The sequence below is a fragment of the Streptomyces sp. NBC_01352 genome (assembly GCF_036237295.1).
In the GTDB taxonomy this organism is placed as follows: Bacteria; Actinomycetota; Actinomycetes; order Streptomycetales; family Streptomycetaceae; genus Streptomyces; species Streptomyces plumbiresistens.
In genome coordinates this window covers 5,117,927-5,136,806 of record NZ_CP108354.1, presented here as the reverse complement: position 1 = coordinate 5,136,806, position 18,880 = coordinate 5,117,927, and the positions used below count along the sequence as shown (strand labels likewise).

Sequence of the window (18,880 nt, the reverse complement as noted above, 5' to 3'; positions counted from 1 at the left end):
GTGGGGGAGCCTCGATTCGGGAGAGGACGGCGCCGGTATGGGCTGGGTAACCGACTGGAGTGCGCAGGCGGCCTGCCGCACTACCGATCCAGATGAACTGTTCGTTCAAGGAGCAGCGCAGAACAGGGCCAAGGCGGTGTGCACCGGATGTCCGGTGCGCACGGAGTGCCTCGCCGACGCGCTCGACAACCGCGTCGAGTTCGGCGTGTGGGGAGGGATGACGGAGCGGGAGCGCCGCGCACTGCTGCGCAGGCGGCCGACTGTCACTTCATGGCGCCGGCTCCTTGAGACCGCGCGTACGGAATACGAGCGGGGGGTCGGCATCCTGCCCCTCGACGACGACGAGGTGTACGAGAACTACGCGGCGGTGAGCTGAGGGCCCGCCCCTCAGCGGACACCGGCGTCTCGGACAGTGGTGTCCCGGACAGTGGTGTCTCTCACAGTCGTTTCGTGGACTGTAGGTGTCGTGGACTGTCGTGTCTTGGGCTGTGGTGTCTTGGGCTGTGGTGTCTCAGACGCCGGCATCGGGCTCCGGCAGCTCCGGGTGAGCCGCCGCGAGCCGGTTTCCGATGTCCCGCAGCCCCGCGAGGTCGTGCACATCACCGGGCAGCGCGGCCACTTCGGCCACGGCCACCTCGGGGTGGAGCGCGGTGAAACGGTCACGCGTGCGCTGCTCGCGGGAGAGCAGCCGCATGCGCTCGGCGTGCAGCCTCAGCAGGCCTGCGGTGAGTTGTTCTACGGACATCTCCTGCTCACTGACCTGCTGCTCACTGACCTGCCGGGGGTCCTGCCTGCGTTCCGTGTCCTGTGTGGCGGCGGGGGAGCCTTCGTCAGGAGCCGGTGGTGCGGAGGCGGGAGGTTCGGAAGCCGGAGAGTCCGCGGCGGGAGACTCTGAACTGCCGTACATGTCGGGAGAGTTACGAAGACCAGCTTTCCCGTCCCCCTGATCCACAATGCGGGGCTCTTCAAGATTTTCCGCGGCGGCGAGCGCCCGCTCGGCCGACAGCCGGTCGGCGCCGCTGCCGTGGACCCGGTTGAGCACCAGACCGGCGAGCGGCATGTCCTCGGCCGCCAGCCGCTCCACGAAGTACGCGGCCTCCCGCAGCGCGTCCCGCTCCGGGGCCGCGACCACCAGGAACGCCGTCCCGGGCGCCTGGAGCAGCTTGTACGTCGCGTCGGCGCGCGTGCGGAACCCGCCGAACATCGAGTCCATCGCCGCCACGAACGTCTGTACGTCCTTCAGGAGCTGGCCGCCGAGCAGCTTGCCCAGCGCGCCGGTCATCATCGACATACCGACGTTCAGGAACTTCATCCCCGCGCGGCCGCCGACCTTCGCCGGCGCCAGCAGGACCCGGATGAGCTTGCCGTCGAGGAACGACCCGAGCCGCTTCGGCGCGTCCAGGAAGTCGAGCGCGGAGCGGGACGGCGGTGTGTCGACGACGATCAGGTCCCACTCGTCCCTGGCGCGGAGCTGCCCCAGCTTCTCCATCGCCATGTACTCCTGCGTGCCCGCGAAGCCTGCCGAAAGCGACTGGTAGAAGGGGTTGTTCAGGATCGCCGACGCCCGGTCCTCGTCCGCGTGCGCCTCGACGATCTCGTCGAACGTCCGCTTCATGTCCAGCATCATCGCGTGCAGTTCGCCGTCACCCTCGACGCCCTTCACCCGGCGCGGGGTGTTGTCGAGCGAGTCGATGCCCATCGACTGGGCGAGCCGGCGCGCCGGGTCGATGGTGAGCACCACGACCTTCCGGCCGCGCTCGGCGGCACGCAGACCGAGGGCCGCCGCGGTGGTCGTCTTGCCGACGCCGCCCGAGCCGCAGCACACGACGATGCGGGTCTTCCGATCGTCGAGCAGGGGGTCGAGGTCGAGTACGCGCGCGGGGGACAGGCCGTGACGGGTGCCCTCCTTGGCGAGGGCCGGATCCTTGCTCATGACATCCCCCAACTCATGACATCCCCTGTTCCCGCAGCTCTGCGGCGAGTTCGTACAGGCCCGCAAGGTCCATTCCCTCGGCGAGCAGCGGCAGTTCGTGCAGCGGCAGGCCCAGTTCGCCCAGGACGGCACGCTGTTCGTGCTCCAGCGCGTACCGCTCGCCGTACTCCCCGGCCTGCGCCAGCAGCGGGTCCACCAGCCGCTCGGCATGCCCGCCGCGCCGCGCCCCGCCGAGCCCTGCCGCGGACAGCGACTGCGCCACGGCCGTACGCGGCACGGTTCGTACGAGTTCCAGCTCGGCCGCGTCCAACACCTCGGGCCGCACCATGTTGACGATGATCCGCCCCACCGGCAGCCGCGCCGACCGCAGCTCGGCGATTCCGTCCGCGGTCTCCTGGACGGGCATCTCCTCAAGGAGCGTCACCAGGTGGACCGACGTCTCAGGAGACTTCAGCACCCGCATCACGGCCTGCGCCTGATTGTGTATCGGGCCGATCTTCGCGAGGCCCGCCACCTCGTCGTTGACGTTCAGGAAGCGGGTGATGCGGCCGGTGGGCGGCGCGTCCATGATGACGTAGTCGTATGCGAACCGCCCGCTCTTGTCCTTCCGCCGCACCGCCTCGCACGCCTTTCCGGTCAGGAGTACGTCCCTGAGGCCGGGCGCGACCGTGGTGGCGAAGTCGATCGCGCCGAGCTTTTTCAGGGCCCGGCCGGCGCTGCCCAGTTTGTAGAACATCTGGAGGTAGTCCAGAAGGGCCAGTTCGGGGTCGATGGCGAGGGCGTACACCTCCCCGCCCCCTGGAGCGACGGCGATCTTTCGCTCCTCATAAGGCAGCGTCTCCGTTTCGAAGAGCTGCGCGATGCCCTGCCGGCCCTCGACCTCGACGAGAAGCGTCCGCTTCCCCTCGGTCGCGAGGGCCAGCGCGAGGGCGGCGGCGACCGTCGTCTTTCCGGTCCCGCCCTTGCCGCTGACGACCTGGAGCCTGCTCACGTATTCGAGCGTAACCAGTCCGTGCGCGGACTAAGCGGGAGGCTGTGGATAACCTCGGCGAGGTCGGCCGTCCGGCCGGTGTGCCGCAGCGGCTAAAGTCGGCCGCATGACCAAGTGGGAATACGCAACCGTGCCTCTGCTCGTCCACGCCACGAAGCAGATTCTGGACACCTGGGGCGAGGACGGCTGGGAGCTCGTCCAGGTCGTGCCCGGGCCGAACAACCCCGAGCAGCTCGTGGCCTACCTGAAGCGGGCCAAGGCGTGAGCTCGGTCGAGGCGCGGCTGGCCGAGCTGGGGCTGACGCTCCCGGCAGTCGTTCCGCCGCTCGCCGCGTACCAGCCGGCCGTGCAGTCCGGTGTGTACGTCTACACCTCCGGCCAGCTGCCGATGGTGGAGGGCAAGCTTCCGGTCACCGGCAAGGTGGGTGCGGAGGTCACGGCCGAGGAGGCCAAGGAGCTGGCGCGCATCTGCGCGCTGAACGCCCTGGCCGCCGTGAAGTCCGTCGCGGGTGACCTCGACCGGGTGGCGCGCGTGGTGAAGGTGGTCGGCTTCGTGGCGTCCGCGTCCGACTTCACCGGTCAGCCCGGCGTCATCAACGGCGCGAGTGAGCTGCTGGGTGAGGTGCTGGGCGACAAGGGCGTGCATGCGCGGAGCGCGGTGGGGGTGGCGGTGCTGCCGCTGGACGCGCCGGTGGAGGTTGAGGTTCAGGTGGAGCTGACGGGGGCGTAGGGCGGCTGCGGCTGCCGTGTGCGCCTTCGGTTGTGTGGGGGTCGGGGCCGTGTCGGGGGGTGTCCGTCCTCGGAACGGCGCGGAATCGGTCAGCTACCAACGCGCCCGTGTTGACGCGCCAACCGCTGCGGGCGGACACCCCCCGACACGGCCCCTTGCCGTACGCGAGTGCGGGAGCGTCCACCTTCCGACCGACCACCGTCACCTCTCGGCCGACCGAGGCGGGTGAGGCCCACCCCTCGACCCACCGAGTCGGGTGGTGGGTGGGCATAGGCCGGGGGTCTGGGGGCGGAGCCCCCAGGGACGCCCGCGTCCGTGCCGGGTGAGTGGATAGGGGGCTGGTACCTCGTCGTCCCGAGGCCGGCGGCGGCACCTGGCTGCTCTCGAACATCCGCGCACCAAGAGATAGCCTCCGCCCATGGCAAACGGGCAGTGGTACCCCCCGGAGTGGCCCGACCGTATCCGTGCCCTGACGGACGGCACGCTTACGCCGGTCAGTCCCAAGCGCGCGGCCACCGTCATGCTCCTGAAGGACACCGACGCCGGCATTGCCGTGCACATGCTGCGCAGACGGGCCTCCATGGCCTTCGCGGGAGGCGCGTACGCGTACCCGGGCGGCGGTGTGGACCCCCGTGACGACGACCGTCACGTCCGCTGGGCGGGCCCCACGCGCGCGTGGTGGGCGGACAGGCTCGGCGTGGACGAGGCGGCGGCCCAGGCGATCGTCTGCGCGGCCGTGCGGGAGACGTACGAGGAGGCGGGCGTCCTTCTCGCCGGCCCGGCGTCGGACTCCGTGGTCGGCGACACCACGGGCCCGGACTGGGAGGAGGACCGGGCCGCTCTGGTCGACCGTGAGCTGTCCTTCGCCGAGTTCCTGGACCGGCGGGGACTGGTACTGCGCTCGGATCTGCTGGGTGCCTGGACGCGCTGGATCACCCCGGAGTTCGAGTCCCGGCGCTATGACACGTGGTTCTTCGTCGCCGCCCTCCCTGAGGGCCAGCGCACGCGCAACGCCTCCACGGAGGCCGATCGCACGGTGTGGATCCGGCCCGAGGACGCGGCGGGCTCGTACGACAAGGGCGAGCTGCTGATGATGCCGCCGACGATCGCGACGCTGCGCCAGCTGAGTCCGTACGGCAGTGCCGCTCAGGCGCTCGCCGCTGCCCCGGAGCGTGATCTGACGCCTGTCCTGGCGCGGGCGCGCATCGAGGGCGAGCAGATCGTGCTGTCCTGGCCCGGGCACGACGAGTTCACCAAGCACATCCCGACCGACCTCCCGACCGGTGGAGCCCTCGCATGACGGACGCAGCAGCCCTTCCCGGCCAGCCACGGGGCGCGGTCCTGTCGGGTCCCGCCACCCCGCGTGCCGTCAACGTCCTCGCGCCGAACCCCTCCGCGATGACCCTGGACGGCACGAACACCTGGATCGTGGCGGAGCCCGACTCGGAGTCGGCCGTCGTGATCGATCCGGGGCCGCTGGACGACGGCCACCTGCGCAACGTCGTCGCCATGGCGGAGAAGGCCGGCAAGCGCGTCGCCCTGACCCTCCTCACCCACGGCCACCCGGACCACGCGGCCGGCGCCGCCCGCTTCGCCGAGCTGACCGGCACGAAGGTGCGCGCCCTGGACCCGGCGCTGCGGCTGGGGGAGGAAGGGCTGGGCGCCGGGGACGTGATCCGGGTCGGTGGCCTGGAGCTGAGGGTCGTACCGACTCCCGGGCACACCGCGGACTCGCTGTGCTTCCATCTCCCGGCCGATCAGGCGGTCCTGACGGGTGACACCATCCTGGGCCGCGGTACGACCGTCGTGGCCCACCCGGACGGCCGCCTCGGTGACTACCTGGACACCCTGCGGCGCCTCAGGTCGCTCACGGTGGACGACGGGGTCCATACGGTGCTTCCGGGCCACGGGCCCGTCCTGGAGGACGCCCAGGGCGCCGTCGAGTTCTACCTCGCCCACCGCGCCCACCGCCTCGCCCAGGTCGAGACGGCCGTGGAGGACGGCTATCGGACGCCCGCCGAGGTCGTCGCCCATGTGTACGCCGACGTGGACCGGTCCCTCTGGCCGGCTGCTGAGCTGTCGGTACGGGCACAGCTGGAGTACCTGGAGGAGCACGGGCTCATCTAGGGCCTGGGGGTTTTGACGCCGTGTACGCGCGCGTACTCCTCGGCGAGCCACGGTCCCAGGTCGTCGACGTACGAGCGCAGGACGGCCGCGTCGCCGGCCGGCTCGAAGCCGAGGGCGGCCGCTGTGCGCAGCTGTTCCGCGCGCGCGGGGTAGTACTCGGCGAAGGCCTCGGCCATCTCGCGCAGGTCGCTCGTCCAGCCGTTCCAGCGGGGCATGACGAGCGTGAACGCCGTGCGGACGAGGCGGCGGGACATGAAGCGTACGAGGGGGCGCAGGGCGGCCTCGGTGTCGTCGGCGGCGGCGATCCGCTCGCGCCAGCGGGGGAGGAGCAGGGCGAGGTCCCCGTTCGTCTCGCGGGCCAGGAGGGTGTCGGGGCGGTAGCGCGGCAGGTATTCGGCCAGGTCTTCGCCGAGCAGGGGGGTGCACAGACAGGCGATGAACCACCCCAGGTCGTACGTCTCCAGGTCGCTCAGCGCTTGCGCCCGGCTGACCAGTAGCGTCCCGCTCCCGTCGATCTGCGGGAACTCCTTGTCGAGCGTCTCGTCGACGTCGCGGGCGTCGTCCCGGTCCGCGTCGGTGGGCTCCTCGCGCAGCGCGAGCAACAGATCGAGATCACTGCGGCCCACGCGCGCGGTGCCGCGCGGAATCGACCCGTAGAGGTACGCGCTGTGCAGCCGGGCCCCGAAGACGTCCAGGAGACGGTCGCGGGCGGCGGCGACCACGGGGCGGAAGGCGTGCGGGATGCGTCCCAGGGAGCCCTCGCGCTCGATGAAGCCCTGTGTGTCCAGCCCGGGGCGGCGAACTGTTTCGGCCATGGGATCACTGTGCCGTGAAGGGCAGGCCCGAGCCCGTCATTTACGGCGCGGAGAGGCGCGGCGGTCGCGAGGAGGGCCCCGTCTCACCCAGGAGACGGGGCCCTCGTCGACCTACGCCTTGGGGTGCCTAGCGCGAGCGCTTCGCGAGCCGCTCGACGTCGAGCAGGATCACGGCCCTTGCCTCCAGGCGGAGCCATCCGCGGCCCGCGAAGTCGGCCAGCGCCTTGTTCACGGTCTCGCGGGACGCGCCGACCAGCTGGGCCAGCTCCTCCTGCGTGAGGTCGTGGACGACGTGGATGCCCTCCTCGGACTGCACGCCGAAGCGGCGGGAGAGGTCGAGCAGCGCGCGGGCCACGCGGCCGGGGACGTCCGAGAAGACCAGGTCGGACATCGCGTCGTTGGTGCGCCGCAGGCGGCGGGCGACGGCGCGCAGGAGGGCGGTGGCCACCTCGGGCCGGACGTTCAGCCAGGGCTGGAGGTCGCCGTGGCCGAGGCCCAGCAGCTTGACCTCGGTCAGCGCGGTGGCGGTCGCCGTGCGCGGGCCCGGGTCGAAGAGGGACAGCTCACCGATGAGCTCACCGGGGCCGACGACGGCCAGCATGTTCTCGCGCCCGTCGGGGGAGGTGCGGTGGAGCTTCACCTTGCCCTCGGTGACGACGTAGAGCCGATCGCCCGGGTCGCCCTCGTGGAACAGGGAGTCGCCACGTGCGAGGGTCACCTCACTCATGGAGGCGCGCAGTTCCGCGGACTGCTCGTCATCGAGCGCCGCGAAGAGCGGGTTGCGCCGCAGAACGTCGTCCACGAGTTCTCTCCTTGTCGACCTGCTCAGGGGATCTTGCTCCCCCTTGGTACCAGGGGACCGTGTTCCCCATTTTGCCGGACGGTCCAAACAGTGTGATCTGTCACAAGGATGCCGCACAGGTGTGCCGGGGTAAGCGGCAGGGGTCCAATTGGGGGCTGATCTTCAGGGTCCGGGGCGGATGTCAGTGCCGGGCTCTAGGCTGGCCGGGTGTCCAAATCGCCGGTGAGAGCACAGGCCTAGGGGGCTGGGCGGGTGGTTGTACGTCGAAATTCCGCCGTGGGCGAACAGGACCCTGCCGGCGGAAAGAAAACGGCAAAAGCGACAAAGAAAGTTGCGGTGAAAGCGGTGGCTCCGGCGAAGCGAGCGGTGGCTTCGGCCAGTGAGGTGAAGGCGAGTCCGGGGAAGAAGAGCGAGTCGCACACCGCTCTGGTCCGCCGAGCCCGCCGTATCAACCGCGAGCTCGCGGAGGTCTATCCCTACGCCCACCCCGAGCTGGACTTCGAGAACCCCTTCCAGCTGGTCGTCGCCACGGTCCTGTCCGCCCAGACCACCGACCTCAGGGTCAACCAGACGACGCCCGGCCTCTTCGCCAAGTACCCGACGCCGGAGGACCTGGCGGCGGCCAACCCGGAGGAGGTCGAGGAGATCCTGCGCCCGACCGGTTTCTTCCGGGCCAAGACCAAGTCGGTGATAGGGCTGTCGAAGGCCCTGGTGGAGCAGTTCGGCGGAGAGGTCCCCGGGCGGCTCGAGGACCTCGTCAAGCTGCCGGGAGTCGGCCGCAAGACCGCCTTCGTCGTCCTGGGCAACGCCTTCGGGCGGCCGGGCATCACCGTGGACACGCACTTCCAGCGGCTGGTGCGGCGCTGGCGGTGGACCGACCAGACCGAGCCCGACAAGATCGAGGCCGCCGTCGGCGCGCTCTTCCCCAAGAGCGAGTGGACGATGCTCTCGCACCACGTGATCTTCCACGGCCGCCGTATCTGCCACGCCCGCAAGCCCGCCTGCGGCGCCTGCCCCATCGCCCCGCTCTGCCCGGCGTACGGCGAGGGCGAGACGGACCCGGAGAAGGCGAAGAAGCTCCTCAAGTACGAGAAGGGCGGCTTCCCGGGCCAGCGCCTGAAGCCCCCGCAGGCATATCTGGACGCGGGCGGGAAACCCGCGCCGCCGCTGGGGGCGGGATGACACGCTTCTGCCTTTGGGCACGTTCCCAGGAACGATCTCGGGGCCGTGGGGCGTTGGATCCAGCAGGACGACGGGGGTGGCGATGACGCGGGCGAGCAACACACGGGGCGGTTCGGTGACACTCAGCAAGGAGGGCCTGCCCGCCTGGCTGGATCCGGTGGTGCACGCGGTGGAGACCGTCGAGCCCCTGCAGCTCAGCCGCTTCCTGCCGCCCAAGGACGGCGCGGGGCGGCAGTCCGCCGTCCTGGTCCTCTTCGGCGAGGGCGACGGCGAGCGCGGCCCCGAGCTGCTGCTCATGGAGCGGGCGAGCTCGCTGCGCTCCCACGCCGGCCAGCCCTCCTTCCCCGGCGGCGCGCTCGACCCGGAGGACGGCGACCCGAAGGGCGACGGCCCCCTGTGGGCGGCCCTGCGTGAGGCCGAGGAGGAGACCGGGCTCGACCCGGCCGGCGTCCAGCTCTTCGGCGTGCTGCCCAAGCTGTACATCCCGGTCAGCGGCTTCGTCGTGACGCCGGTGCTGGGCTGGTGGCGGGAGCCGAGCCCGGTGGGGGTGGTGGATCCGAACGAGACCGCGCGGGTCTTCACCGTCCCCGTGGCGGATCTCACGGACCCTGACAACCGCGCCACCACCGTTCACCCCAGCGGCCACCGAGGCCCGGCATTTTTGGTCGAATCGGCCCTCGTGTGGGGGTTCACGGCCGGAATCATCGACCGGCTGCTGCACTACTCGGGCTGGGAACGCCCCTGGGACCGCGATAAGCAGGTCCCGCTCGACTGGCGCGCATGACAGGGTGTCTGCCGTGCTGTGCAAAGTGATGAGGCGAGGCGTGAGCCGGTGAACGTGCTGGACATCCTGTTGCTGCTGGCCGCCGTGTGGTTCGCGATCGTCGGCTACCGCCAGGGCTTCGTCGTCGGCATCCTGTCGGTGATCGGCTTCCTCGGCGGCGGTCTGGTGGCCGTGTACCTGCTGCCCGTCATCTGGGACGCGCTGACCGACAACGCGGAGGTCAGCACGACCGCCGCGGTCGTCGCGGTCGTCGTCGTCATCGTCTGCGCCTCCGTCGGCCAGGCCCTGACCACCCATCTCGGCAGCAAGCTGCGCCGGTACATCACCTGGTCCCCGGCCCGCGCGCTGGACGCGACCGGCGGCGCCCTGGTCAACGTCCTCGCGATGCTGCTGGTCGCGTGGCTGATCGGCTCCATGCTGGCGCAGACGACGATACCGACGCTGGGCAAAGAGGTCCGCGGCTCCAAGTTGCTGCTCGGGGTGTCGGAGGCGCTGCCCAGTCAGGCCGACACCTGGTTCAAGGACTTCACCTCGGTCCTCGCGCAGAACGGCTTCCCACAGGTCTTCAGCCCGTTCGCCAACGAGCCGATCAAGGAGGTCCGGCCGCCCGATCCGGCCCTCGCCAACAGCGTGGTGGCCGCCCGTGCCCAGCGCTCCATCGTCAAGGTCATGGGCACCGCCCAGAGTTGCGGCAAGGTCCTGGAGGGCACCGGCTTCGTCTTCGGGCAGCGCCGCGTGATGACCAACGCGCATGTCGTCGGCGGCGTCGACGAGCCCACCGTCCAGATAGGCGGTGAGGGCAAGAAGTACGACGCGACGGTCGTCCTCTACGACTGGGAGCGCGACATCGCCGTACTCGACGTACCGGACCTGAGCGCACCCGCGCTGAAGTTCACGAGCGAGGACGCGAGCAGCGGGGACAGCGCGATCGTCGCCGGGTTCCCGGAGAACGGGGCGTACGACGTCCGCTCCGCGCGCGTGCGCGGGCGCCTCACGGCCAGCGGCGCGGACATCTACCACCGCGGCACCGTGCGTCGCGACATCTACTCGCTGTACGCGACCGTCCGCCAGGGCAACTCCGGCGGCCCGCTGCTCACCCCCGAAGGGAAGGTGTACGGCGTGGTCTTCGCGAAGTCCCTCGACGACGCCGACACCGGGTACGCGCTCACCGTGGACGAGATCCAGGAGGACATCGCCAAGGGGCGCACCGCGAACCAGCAGGTGGACAGCGACAGCTGCGCGCTCTGAGCCCGGGCTGTCGGGAACGTCCGGGAACGCCCCCGAACCCGGGTGCAGAAAAAAGGGGGGCGTCAGCCTCGCGGATGACGCAGGCGTACCGAGACCCAGCGGGCCCGGCGGCGCAGAATGCGCGGAATGCCCACCCTCAGGTCCGTCCCCGCCATGTGCGGGGAACCCCCTCGTTGGTGGGAGCCCAGGCCGCTGCCCGAGCGTCGATTGCGTGCTGCGTCACTGTAGTCGTGCGTCCAGCCCATACCCGGACGTGTGCCCCTGCCCCAAGGTCGATAACCGCCCCCTGGCCCCCCAATTGGCCTATGCGCCGGGCAAGTGGCCGTTCGTAGGACACGTGTTCACGTCCGGATACCGGGCGCATCGGAACGGTCACCGATCGGGTTCGGGATCCTTCAGCCAGTTGATGAGTTCGGTGGAGAAGGCGACCGGGTCCTCCTCGTGCGGGAAGTGCCCCAGACCGTCGAACAGCCGCCAGCGGTACGGCGCTTCGACGTACTCGCCGGAGCCGGCCGCGCTGCGCGTCCGCATCACCGGGTCGAGGGAGCCGTGCAGGTGGAGGGTCGGCACGCGCACCGGACGCTTCATCCGCCGGTTGAACTGGATGCCGTCGGGACGCGCCATCGACCGCACCATCCAGCGGTACGGCTCGATCGAGCAGTGTGCGGTCGAGGGGATGCAGATCGCGCGGCGGTAGGCGTCCACCGCGTCGTCGTCCGGCAGGCGCGGTCCCGACCAGTCCCGGATGAGACGGGCGACGAGCGCGCCGTCGTCGGCGGTGAGCTGCCGCTCAGGGATCCAGGGCCGCTGGAACCCCCAGATGTAGGAACCCGCCGTGGTCTGCTTGACGTCCGCGAGCATCGCCGAGCGCCAGCGCCGGGGGTGCGGCATCGACTCGACCGCGAGCCGCCGTACGAGCTTGGGGCGCATCGCGGCGGCCGTCCACGCCAGGTAGCCGCCCAGGTCGTGGCCGACCAGCGCGGCGTCCGGCTCGCCGAGGGAGCGGATCACGCCGGTGATGTCGAGGGCGAGGTTGGCCGGGTCGTAGCCGCGTGGGGTGCGGTCGCTGCCGCCGACGCCGCGCAGGTCCATGGCGACGGCCCGGAAGCCGGCGTCGGCGAGTGCGGGCAGCTGGTGCCGCCAGGTCCACCAGAACTGGGGGAAGCCGTGCAGCAGCAGCACCAGCGGCCCGTCACCCATCTCCGCGATGTGGAAGCGCGCGCCGTTGGCGGCGACCTCCCGGTGCGTCCAGGGGCCGTCCGGTCGTACGACCGAGGCCGGCTGGGACGAGGGTGTCGCGGGATCCGTCATGAGGATGAGCGTGCCACAGCCTCGATGGCCTTGGCGTCCGGGAGCCCGTCCTCCAGGGCCGGGCGCGGGTGCGGCTTGGCGTTCTGCAGGACGCCCGCGGATTCCTTCATCGAGGCGGCGACCTTCTGCGGGCCCTTGCTCTTCTTCGCCTTCTTCGCGAAGACGACGCCGATCAGGGCGAGGACGAGCGCCACGAGGACGTTCGCCGCGAAGGACAGCAGGAAGCAGATCGCGAGGTTCCAGTCGCTCCAGGTGCGGATGCCGTACGCCAGCGCGAAGTTCAGCATCGGCAGTGAGAAGAGCAGGATCGCCCCGGCCACGGTGAACGCGCCGCCGCTCGTCGCGCCGCGCTTCACGTCCCGCTTCAGCTGTGCCTTCGCCAGCGCGATCTCGTCGTGCACCAGCGCGGACATCTCGGTCGTCGCCGAGGCGAACAACTGGCCGATGCTGCGTTCGGCGCCGACCGGGCTGCCGTCGGGTGCGCTCATCGCGTTCTCCCTTTTCTGCTGTGTGCCTGACTGATGTGCCTGACTGGGAACAGTCCTTTTGTGCCGTCCCGTCAGATCATGCCGGACGACCGTCCTCATCGCCTGCCCTGCCCGTCACTTCGGCAAGCGCGTGGCGTTCGGCGGCCTTCGCTTCGGCGATCCGGCGGTGCTCTGCGGCCTTGCGGTCGTAGATCGCGGCCATCCGCAGGTGGTACTCCGGCTCGTCCTCCTCGTAGACGTCCGGGATCCCGTCGAGGTCCTCGTCGCGCTCCTCGGCCTCCCACAGGCGGCGGTACTTGGCGTTCCGTATCTTCAGCAGCACGGTCGCCAGCACGGCCGCGATGACGGACCCCGTGAGTACGGCGGCCTTGACCTCGTCCGTCAGCGCCGCGTCGCCGTCGAAGGCCAGCTCGCCGATGAGCAGCGAGACGGTGAAGCCGATGCCGGCGAGAGTCGCGACCGCGAACACGTCGGCCCACTCGAGGTCGTCGCTGAGCGAGGCCCGGGTGAAGCGGGCCGTCAGCCAGGTCCCGCCGAAGATGCCGACCGCCTTGCCGACGACCAGACCGAGAACCACGCCGAGCGTCTCCGGCCTGGTGAACACGTCCCCCAGCGCGCCTCCGGAGACCGAGACACCAGCGCTGAACAGCGCGAACAGCGGCACGGCCAAGCCCGCCGAGAGCGGACGTACGAGGTGCTCGATGTGCTCACCGGGGGAGTGCTGCTCGCCCTCGCGGGTCGTGCAGCGCAGCATCAGGCCCATCGCGACGCCCGCGATCGTGGCGTGGACGCCGCTGTTGTACATCAACGCCCAGATGACGAGCGCGAGCGGGACGTACACGTACCAGCCGCGTACGCCCTTGCGCAGCAGCAGCCAGAAGACGGCGAGGCCGACGACCGCGCCGCCGAGCGCGGCGAAGTCGATGCTGTCGGTGAAGAAGACCGCGATGATCAGGATCGCGAAGAGATCGTCGACCACGGCGAGGGTGAGCAGGAACGCGCGCATCGCGCTCGGCAGGGAGGTGCCGATCACCGCGAGTACGGCGAGCGCGAAGGCGATGTCGGTGGCGGTGGGGACGGCCCAGCCCTGGAGCGAGCCGCCGCCGGTGACGTTGGTGAGCGTGTAGACGAGTGCCGGTACGGCCATCCCGCACAGGGCGGCGACGACGGGCAGCGCGGCCGCCTTGGGGTCCTTGAGATCACCGGCGACCAGTTCGCGCTTGAGCTCGACGCCGGCCACGAAGAAGAAGACCGCGAGGAGCCCGTCGGCGGCCCAGTGCGCGACCGACATGTCCAGGCCGAGGGACGCGGGGCCGAGGTGGAAGTGGCTGACGCTCTCGTAGCTGTCGCCCAGCGCGGGGACGTTCGCCCAGATCAGCGCGGCGACCGCGGCGATGAGGAGCAGGACACCGCCGACGGTTTCGGTGCGCAGCGCGTCCGCGACGAAGGTCCGCTCGGGGAGGGAGAGCCGGCCGAAGGCCTTGCGAGGGGCGGTGGGGCGGGGCGCGGTCACGGGGACCTCCGGTCGGTGGGCAGCATGGAGCACTTGCCGACCAGACTTCCCGGCGCACCTATTTGGTTAGTCTACCTAATATAAGCGGGGGAGGAATCCGGCGATTCCTACGTTAGGCGCGTATGGGGCACCCGGCGCGCTTGTCACGGGTGCCCCATGCGGCCGTACTCAGTCCTCGCTGGGAGCCCCCGGCAGGTTCGCCTGGATGAGGTCCATGACCGTCGAGTCCGTCAGGGTCGTCACGTCACCGAGCTGGCGGTTCTCGGCCACGTCCCGCAGCAGGCGGCGCATGATCTTGCCGGAGCGGGTCTTCGGCAGCTCGGCCACCGGCAGGATCCGCTTGGGCTTGGCGATCGGGCCGAGGGTGGTGCCGACGTGGTTGCGCAGGTCGGCGACGAGGCCTTCGTCCTCGGCGTTCGCCGTGCCGCGCAGGATCACGAAGGCGACGATCGCCTGGCCGGTGGTCTCGTCCGCCGCGCCGACGACGGCCGCCTCGGCGACTGCCGGATGGGAGACGAGGGCCGACTCGACCTCGGTGGTGGAGATGTTGTGGCCCGACACCAGCATCACGTCGTCCACCCGGCCCAGCAGCCAGATGTCGCCGTCGTCGTCCTTCTTCGCGCCGTCGCCGGCGAAGTACTTGCTCTCGAAGCGCGCCCAGTACGTGTCGAGGAACCGCTGGTCGTCGCCCCAGATGGTGCGCAGCATCGACGGCCACGGCTCGGTGAGGACCAGGTAGCCGCCACCGCCGTTGGGCACCTCGTTCGCCTCGTCGTCGACGACGGTCGCGGAGATGCCGGGCAGCGGCGTCTGCGCGGAACCGGGCTTGGTCGCCGTGACACCGGGGAGCGGCGAGATCATCATCGCGCCGGTCTCGGTCTGCCACCAGGTGTCGACGATGGGCGTCCGGTCGGCACCGATGTGCTTGCGGTACCACATCCAGGCCTCGGGGTTGATGGGTTCACCCACGGAGCCGAGGATCCTCAGCGAGGACAGATCGAACTTCGCGGGGATGTCGTCGCCCCACTTCATGAACGTGCGGATCGCCGTGGGCGCGGTGTACAGGAGGGTCACCCCGTACTTCTGCACGATCTCCCAGAACCGGCCCTGGTGCGGGGTGTCCGGCGTGCCCTCGTACATGACCTGCGTGGCGCCGTTCGCGAGCGGGCCGTAGACGATGTACGAGTGGCCGGTGACCCAGCCGACGTCGGCGGTGCACCAGTAGACGTCGGTCTCCGGCTTGAGGTCGAAGACGGCGTGGTGGGTGTACGCGGTCTGCGTCAGGTAGCCGCCGGAGGTATGCAGGATGCCCTTCGGCTTGCCCGTCGTACCGGACGTGTACAGGATGAACAGCGGGTGCTCGGCGTTGAACGCCTCCGGCGTGTGCTCGGCGGACTGCCGCTCGACGATCTCGTGCCACCAGACGTCGTGGCTGTCGTTCCACGCCACCTCCTGGCCGGTACGGCGGACGACGAGGACGTGCTCGACGTTCTCCACGCGGGCGACCGCGTCGTCGACGGCCGGCTTGAGCGCGGACGGCTTGCCGCGCCGCCAGCCGCCGTCGGTGGTGATGACGACCTTGGCGTCCGCGTCCTGGATGCGGGTCGCGAGCGCGTCCGCCGAGAAGCCGCCGAAGACGACGGAGTGCGCGGCGCCGATCCGGGCGCACGCGAGCATCGCGATCGCCGTCTCGGGAATCATCGGCATGTAGACGGCGACCCGGTCGCCCTTCTGAACTCCCAGCTCCAGCAGAGCGTTCGCGGCCTTGGAGACCTCGTCCTTGAGCTCGGCGTAGGTGATGGCGCGGCTGTCGCCGGGCTCGCCCTCGAAGTGGATGGCGACCCGGTCGCCGTTCCCTGCCTCCACATGCCGGTCCACGCAGTTGTACGCCACATTGAGCTCGCCGTCCTTGAACCACTTGGCGAACGGCGGGTTCGACCAGTCCAGCGTCTCGGTCGGCTCGGTGGCCCAGGTCAGCCGGCGGGCCTGCTCGGCCCAGAAGCCGAGCCTGTCAGCCTTGGCCTGCTCATACGCCTCCGCGGTGACGTTGGCGTTCGCGGCCAGGTCGGCGGGGGGTGCGAACCTGCGCTCCTCGCGCAGCAGGTTGGCCAGGCTTTCGTTGCTCACGACATCTCCCAATCCCAGGGTTGTCCGCTGTGTCCCAGGCCACAGCTCATCAGACCCGGCGGCCCGGTGACAAGGGGCGACGGAAAATTGGTTTAGACCTGTATGTGCGTCTGTGGACGTCCGTTTCGGCCGGCCGGGGTCATCCGTACCCACGGACGCCGACCAGGCAGAGTTCAGCCGATGTAACGCCTTTCACACCGGGATGGGTGTGCGGCTCTCAGCCCGAGGGCCGCACACCCGCAGCAGGCCTCGGCATCACACCGAGACGTCGGCCGCCCGCACACGGTCGAAGACCTCGTCCCCGTCCATCCCGGTAAGCAGGTACGCCTGGGCCTCTCCCACGTGGAAGTACATTCCGTGCAGCTCCAGCGCCCCGTCCCGCAGGGCCCGGGACACCGAGTCGTGGGCGCGCAGGTGCTCCAACTGCTGCACCACATTGGTCAGACAGAGCTGCTCGACCGCGTCGGCGGGTGCCCGTCCGGCCAGTCGGGCCCACGGCCGGCTGTCGTCGGCCAGGCACTCCAGGCTCGGCAGAGCGTGCCGCAGCCACCGCTTGAGCGGCGTCTGGGCGCCCCCGGGCTCGGAGTTGAGCAGCGCCTGCATGGCCCCGCACCCGGAGTGCCCGCACACCGTGATGGAACGCACCTTCAGCACCTCCACCGCGTACTCGATCGCGGCCGCCACCGAGTCGTCCCCGCTCTCCTCGCCGGGCGGCGGAACGAGGTTGCCCACATTCCGCACCACGAACAGGTCGCCCGGCCCGCTGGAGGTGATCATCGAGGTGACGAGGCGCGAGTCGGCACAGGTGAGGAAGAGCTGGGACGGCCGCTGCCCCTCGCGCGCCAGCCGGGCCAGCTCACCCCGCACGAGCGGTGCGGTGTGGCGCTGGAACGCGCTGATGCCACGTGCCAGTTCATGCCCGCTCGCCTCACCGGGCGCGCGGCCGGGTGCGCCCGGTGTGCCGGGCCCGCCGCTACGTCCGTCGTGGGGTGACGCGGCCTGCGGTCGGTCGCACTGGTGGTTGCGCCAGGCCGTCCAGGGGCGGCAGCGGCAGCCGGCGGTGTCGGTGGCCGATTCGCTGTCCCCGTCCCCGGGGTGGAGGTCGGCCGTGGTTCCGGGCTCACCGATCCGGACGCCGGCGCGGCGGCCGGTGAGTTCGGCGGTGCCGCCCCGCGCGGTGTGCGTGTTCTGCCAGTCCTGCAGTGTCTCGTACGCCGCGTGGTCCATGAACGACCCGTCCAACTCCACGACGGCGTGGACGCCTTGGGGTACGAGATGCAGGGCTCGGCTGAGCCGGGGCACCGCGAGGAACGTCAGCTGTCCTCGTACGTGTACGTGATGGACTCCTTCCTTCTCTTCGTGCGTGATGCGGGTGTGGGCGAGGCGGTTGAGGGCGACGGCCACGGCGACGGCGATGCCGAGCGTCACGCCCTCCAGGACGCCGAGGAGGACCACGCCGAGTGTGGTGACGGCGTACACCAGCACTTCTCGGTGGCGCGTCACCGTGCGGATGTGGTGCAGGGACACCATCTGGATGCCGACGGCCATCACCAGGGCGGCGAGCGAGGCGAGCGGGATGAACTCCAGGATCGGGACCATCAGCAGGGCGGCGACTACTACGAGAACGCCGTGCACCATCGTGGAGTTCCGGCTGACGGCACCGGCCTGGACATTCGCCGAACTGCGCACGGCGACGCCCGCGACGGGCAGGCCGCCGAGCGAGCCGGAGACGATGTTGGCGGCGCCCTGTCCGAGCAGTTCGCGGTCCAGGTCGGAGCGCGAGACGCGGGCGGGCAGGCCGGGGCGGCCGGCCACCAGCTTGTCCACGGCGACCGCGCCGAGCAGCGACTGCACGCTGCACACCAGCGTGGTAGTGAGCACGGCGGCGACCAGGCCGAGCACCGGGCCTTCGGGAAGCCCGGCCAGGGCGTGGCTGCGCCAGGACGGCAGGTCGACCTTGGGCAGGGTCAGCCCGGCGAGCGAGGCGGCGGCGGTGGCCCCGGCGACGGCGACGAGCGCGGCCGGGATCCGGCGCAGCAGGCGTCCGGCCCGACCGGGAATCCGCGGCCAGAGCAGCAGCAGGGCCAGGGTCAGCGCGCTCACCGACACGGCGGCCGGGTGCAGGTCCGCCAACTGGGCGGGCAGCGCACGCACGTTGTCGAGGACGGAGCTCTGCGGAGTGCCGCCGAGGACGATGTGCAGCTGGGCGACGGCGATGGTGACGCCGATGCCGGCGAGCATTCCGTGCACGATCGCGGGGCTGACGGCGAGGGCACTGCGGGCCACGCGCAGGCAGCCGAGGCCGAGTTGGGCGAGGCCGGCCAGGACGGTGATGGCGCAGGTCGTCCGCCAGCCGTAGCGCTGGATGAGGTCGGCGGTGACCACGGTGAGCCCGGCGGCGGGACCGCTGACCTGGAGCGGGGCGCCGCCGAGCCGGCCGGCGACGAGGCCACCGACGGCGGCGGCGACGAGTCCGGCCTGCAGTGGCGCACCGGTGGCGAGGGCGATGCCGAGGGACAGGGGCAGGGCGATCAGGAAGACCGCGATCGAGGCCGAGATGTCGGCGCCCGCGATGCGGAAACGGCGGGGCGAGGACGGCGGCGGGTTGTGGGGCGGGTTGATGGCCTTCGGCCGAGTCGAGTCGGCGGTGCGGGTGGGGACGCAGGCTGACATGTTTTCCCGTCTCCTCCGGGGCGGCGCGGTCGCGGATCTGGTGGTCCCCCGTCGGCGGGGGGTCGGGTCGGCGGCCGTGGGTCACGGCGTGCAGCGGCGGGATGATTCAACGCTCAGTAAATGGATCGTAATGCAGAGTAAAGACCGAGCATAGATT

General features: G+C 70.7%; 18 protein-coding genes. 8 read left to right on the top strand and 10 right to left on the bottom strand.

Annotated features, from left to right (window positions below):
* Positions 1–37 precede the first annotated feature (37 nt).
* Positions 38–376, top strand: coding sequence for a transcriptional regulator WblA (wblA, locus tag OG252_RS23780; RefSeq protein WP_037735517.1), 339 nt, complete (start codon positions 38–40; stop codon positions 374–376).
* A 135-nt stretch (positions 377–511) separates the two neighbouring features.
* Here the strand turns inward: wblA and OG252_RS23775 are convergent, their stop codons facing one another.
* Entirely contained in the window at positions 512–1,933 is a 1,422-nt protein-coding gene (locus OG252_RS23775) for an ArsA family ATPase (RefSeq protein ID WP_329338500.1), read from the bottom strand.
* A gap of 13 nt (positions 1,934–1,946) precedes the next feature.
* Positions 1,947–2,924: an ArsA family ATPase gene (locus OG252_RS23770; protein ID WP_266436019.1), complete on the bottom strand. Its 978-nt coding sequence runs from the start codon at positions 2,922–2,924 to the stop codon at positions 1,947–1,949.
* Between the two features lie 106 nt (positions 2,925–3,030).
* On the opposite strand from OG252_RS23770, the gene OG252_RS23765 reads away from it, so the two are divergent.
* The 4 genes from OG252_RS23765 (at position 3,031) to OG252_RS23750 (ending at position 5,780) form a co-directional block, all read left to right on the top strand.
* On the top strand, positions 3,031–3,189 hold the full coding sequence (locus OG252_RS23765; RefSeq protein ID WP_020129281.1) for a DUF4177 domain-containing protein: 159 nt from the start codon (positions 3,031–3,033) through the stop codon (positions 3,187–3,189).
* Positions 3,186–3,653 carry a RidA family protein gene (locus OG252_RS23760; RefSeq protein ID WP_266436017.1) on the top strand — a complete coding sequence of 156 codons (468 nt, stop codon included), beginning with the start codon at positions 3,186–3,188 and terminating at the stop codon, positions 3,651–3,653. Before OG252_RS23765 ends, OG252_RS23760 begins: the two co-directional genes overlap by 4 nt.
* Before the next feature lie 418 nt (positions 3,654–4,071).
* A complete protein-coding gene (locus OG252_RS23755; RefSeq protein WP_329338498.1) occupies positions 4,072–4,953 on the top strand; it encodes an NUDIX hydrolase in 882 nt (293 codons plus the stop codon).
* On the top strand, positions 4,950–5,780 hold the full coding sequence (locus OG252_RS23750) for an MBL fold metallo-hydrolase (RefSeq protein ID WP_266436013.1): 831 nt from the start codon (positions 4,950–4,952) through the stop codon (positions 5,778–5,780). Before OG252_RS23755 ends, OG252_RS23750 begins: the two co-directional genes overlap by 4 nt.
* Here the strand turns inward: OG252_RS23750 and OG252_RS23745 are convergent.
* Positions 5,777–6,595 carry a nucleotidyltransferase domain-containing protein gene (locus OG252_RS23745; protein ID WP_329338495.1) on the bottom strand — a complete coding sequence of 273 codons (819 nt, stop codon included), beginning with the start codon at positions 6,593–6,595 and terminating at the stop codon, positions 5,777–5,779. The two genes, OG252_RS23750 and OG252_RS23745, sit on opposite strands and share 4 nt — an antisense overlap.
* A gap of 127 nt (positions 6,596–6,722) precedes the next feature.
* Entirely contained in the window at positions 6,723–7,397 is a 675-nt protein-coding gene (locus OG252_RS23740) for a Crp/Fnr family transcriptional regulator (RefSeq protein ID WP_030043265.1), read from the bottom strand.
* A 252-nt stretch (positions 7,398–7,649) separates the two neighbouring features.
* On the opposite strand from OG252_RS23740, the gene nth reads away from it, so the two are divergent.
* From nth to OG252_RS23725, 3 genes are all read left to right on the top strand, one after another.
* Entirely contained in the window at positions 7,650–8,579 is a 930-nt protein-coding gene (nth, locus tag OG252_RS23735) for an endonuclease III (protein WP_329338493.1), read from the top strand.
* 82 nt (positions 8,580–8,661) lie between these two features.
* A complete protein-coding gene (locus OG252_RS23730) occupies positions 8,662–9,363 on the top strand; it encodes an NUDIX hydrolase (protein WP_266435958.1) in 702 nt (233 codons plus the stop codon).
* Between the two features lie 48 nt (positions 9,364–9,411).
* Entirely contained in the window at positions 9,412–10,611 is a 1,200-nt protein-coding gene (locus OG252_RS23725) for a MarP family serine protease (RefSeq protein ID WP_266435956.1), read from the top strand.
* Positions 10,612–10,673: 62 nt separating this feature from the next.
* On the opposite strand, the gene OG252_RS23720 is transcribed toward OG252_RS23725, so the two are convergent.
* From OG252_RS23720 to OG252_RS23695, 6 genes are all read right to left on the bottom strand, one after another.
* Positions 10,674–10,856 carry a hypothetical protein gene (locus OG252_RS23720; RefSeq protein ID WP_266435954.1) on the bottom strand — a complete coding sequence of 61 codons (183 nt, stop codon included), beginning with the start codon at positions 10,854–10,856 and terminating at the stop codon, positions 10,674–10,676.
* 127 nt (positions 10,857–10,983) lie between these two features.
* Positions 10,984–11,922, bottom strand: coding sequence for an alpha/beta fold hydrolase (locus OG252_RS23715; protein ID WP_266435952.1), 939 nt, complete (start codon positions 11,920–11,922; stop codon positions 10,984–10,986).
* Positions 11,919–12,410, bottom strand: coding sequence for a phage holin family protein (locus OG252_RS23710; protein ID WP_266435950.1), 492 nt, complete (start codon positions 12,408–12,410; stop codon positions 11,919–11,921). Before OG252_RS23710 ends, OG252_RS23715 begins: the two co-directional genes overlap by 4 nt.
* A gap of 76 nt (positions 12,411–12,486) precedes the next feature.
* On the bottom strand, positions 12,487–13,923 hold the full coding sequence (gene nhaA, locus OG252_RS23705; protein ID WP_266435948.1) for a Na+/H+ antiporter NhaA: 1,437 nt from the start codon (positions 13,921–13,923) through the stop codon (positions 12,487–12,489).
* A gap of 168 nt (positions 13,924–14,091) precedes the next feature.
* On the bottom strand, positions 14,092–16,050 hold the full coding sequence (gene acs, locus OG252_RS23700; RefSeq protein WP_266435946.1) for an acetate--CoA ligase: 1,959 nt from the start codon (positions 16,048–16,050) through the stop codon (positions 14,092–14,094).
* Positions 16,051–16,305: 255 nt separating this feature from the next.
* Entirely contained in the window at positions 16,306–18,723 is a 2,418-nt protein-coding gene (locus OG252_RS23695; RefSeq protein WP_329338486.1) for a bifunctional SulP family inorganic anion transporter/carbonic anhydrase, read from the bottom strand.
* Positions 18,724–18,880 lie beyond the last annotated feature (157 nt).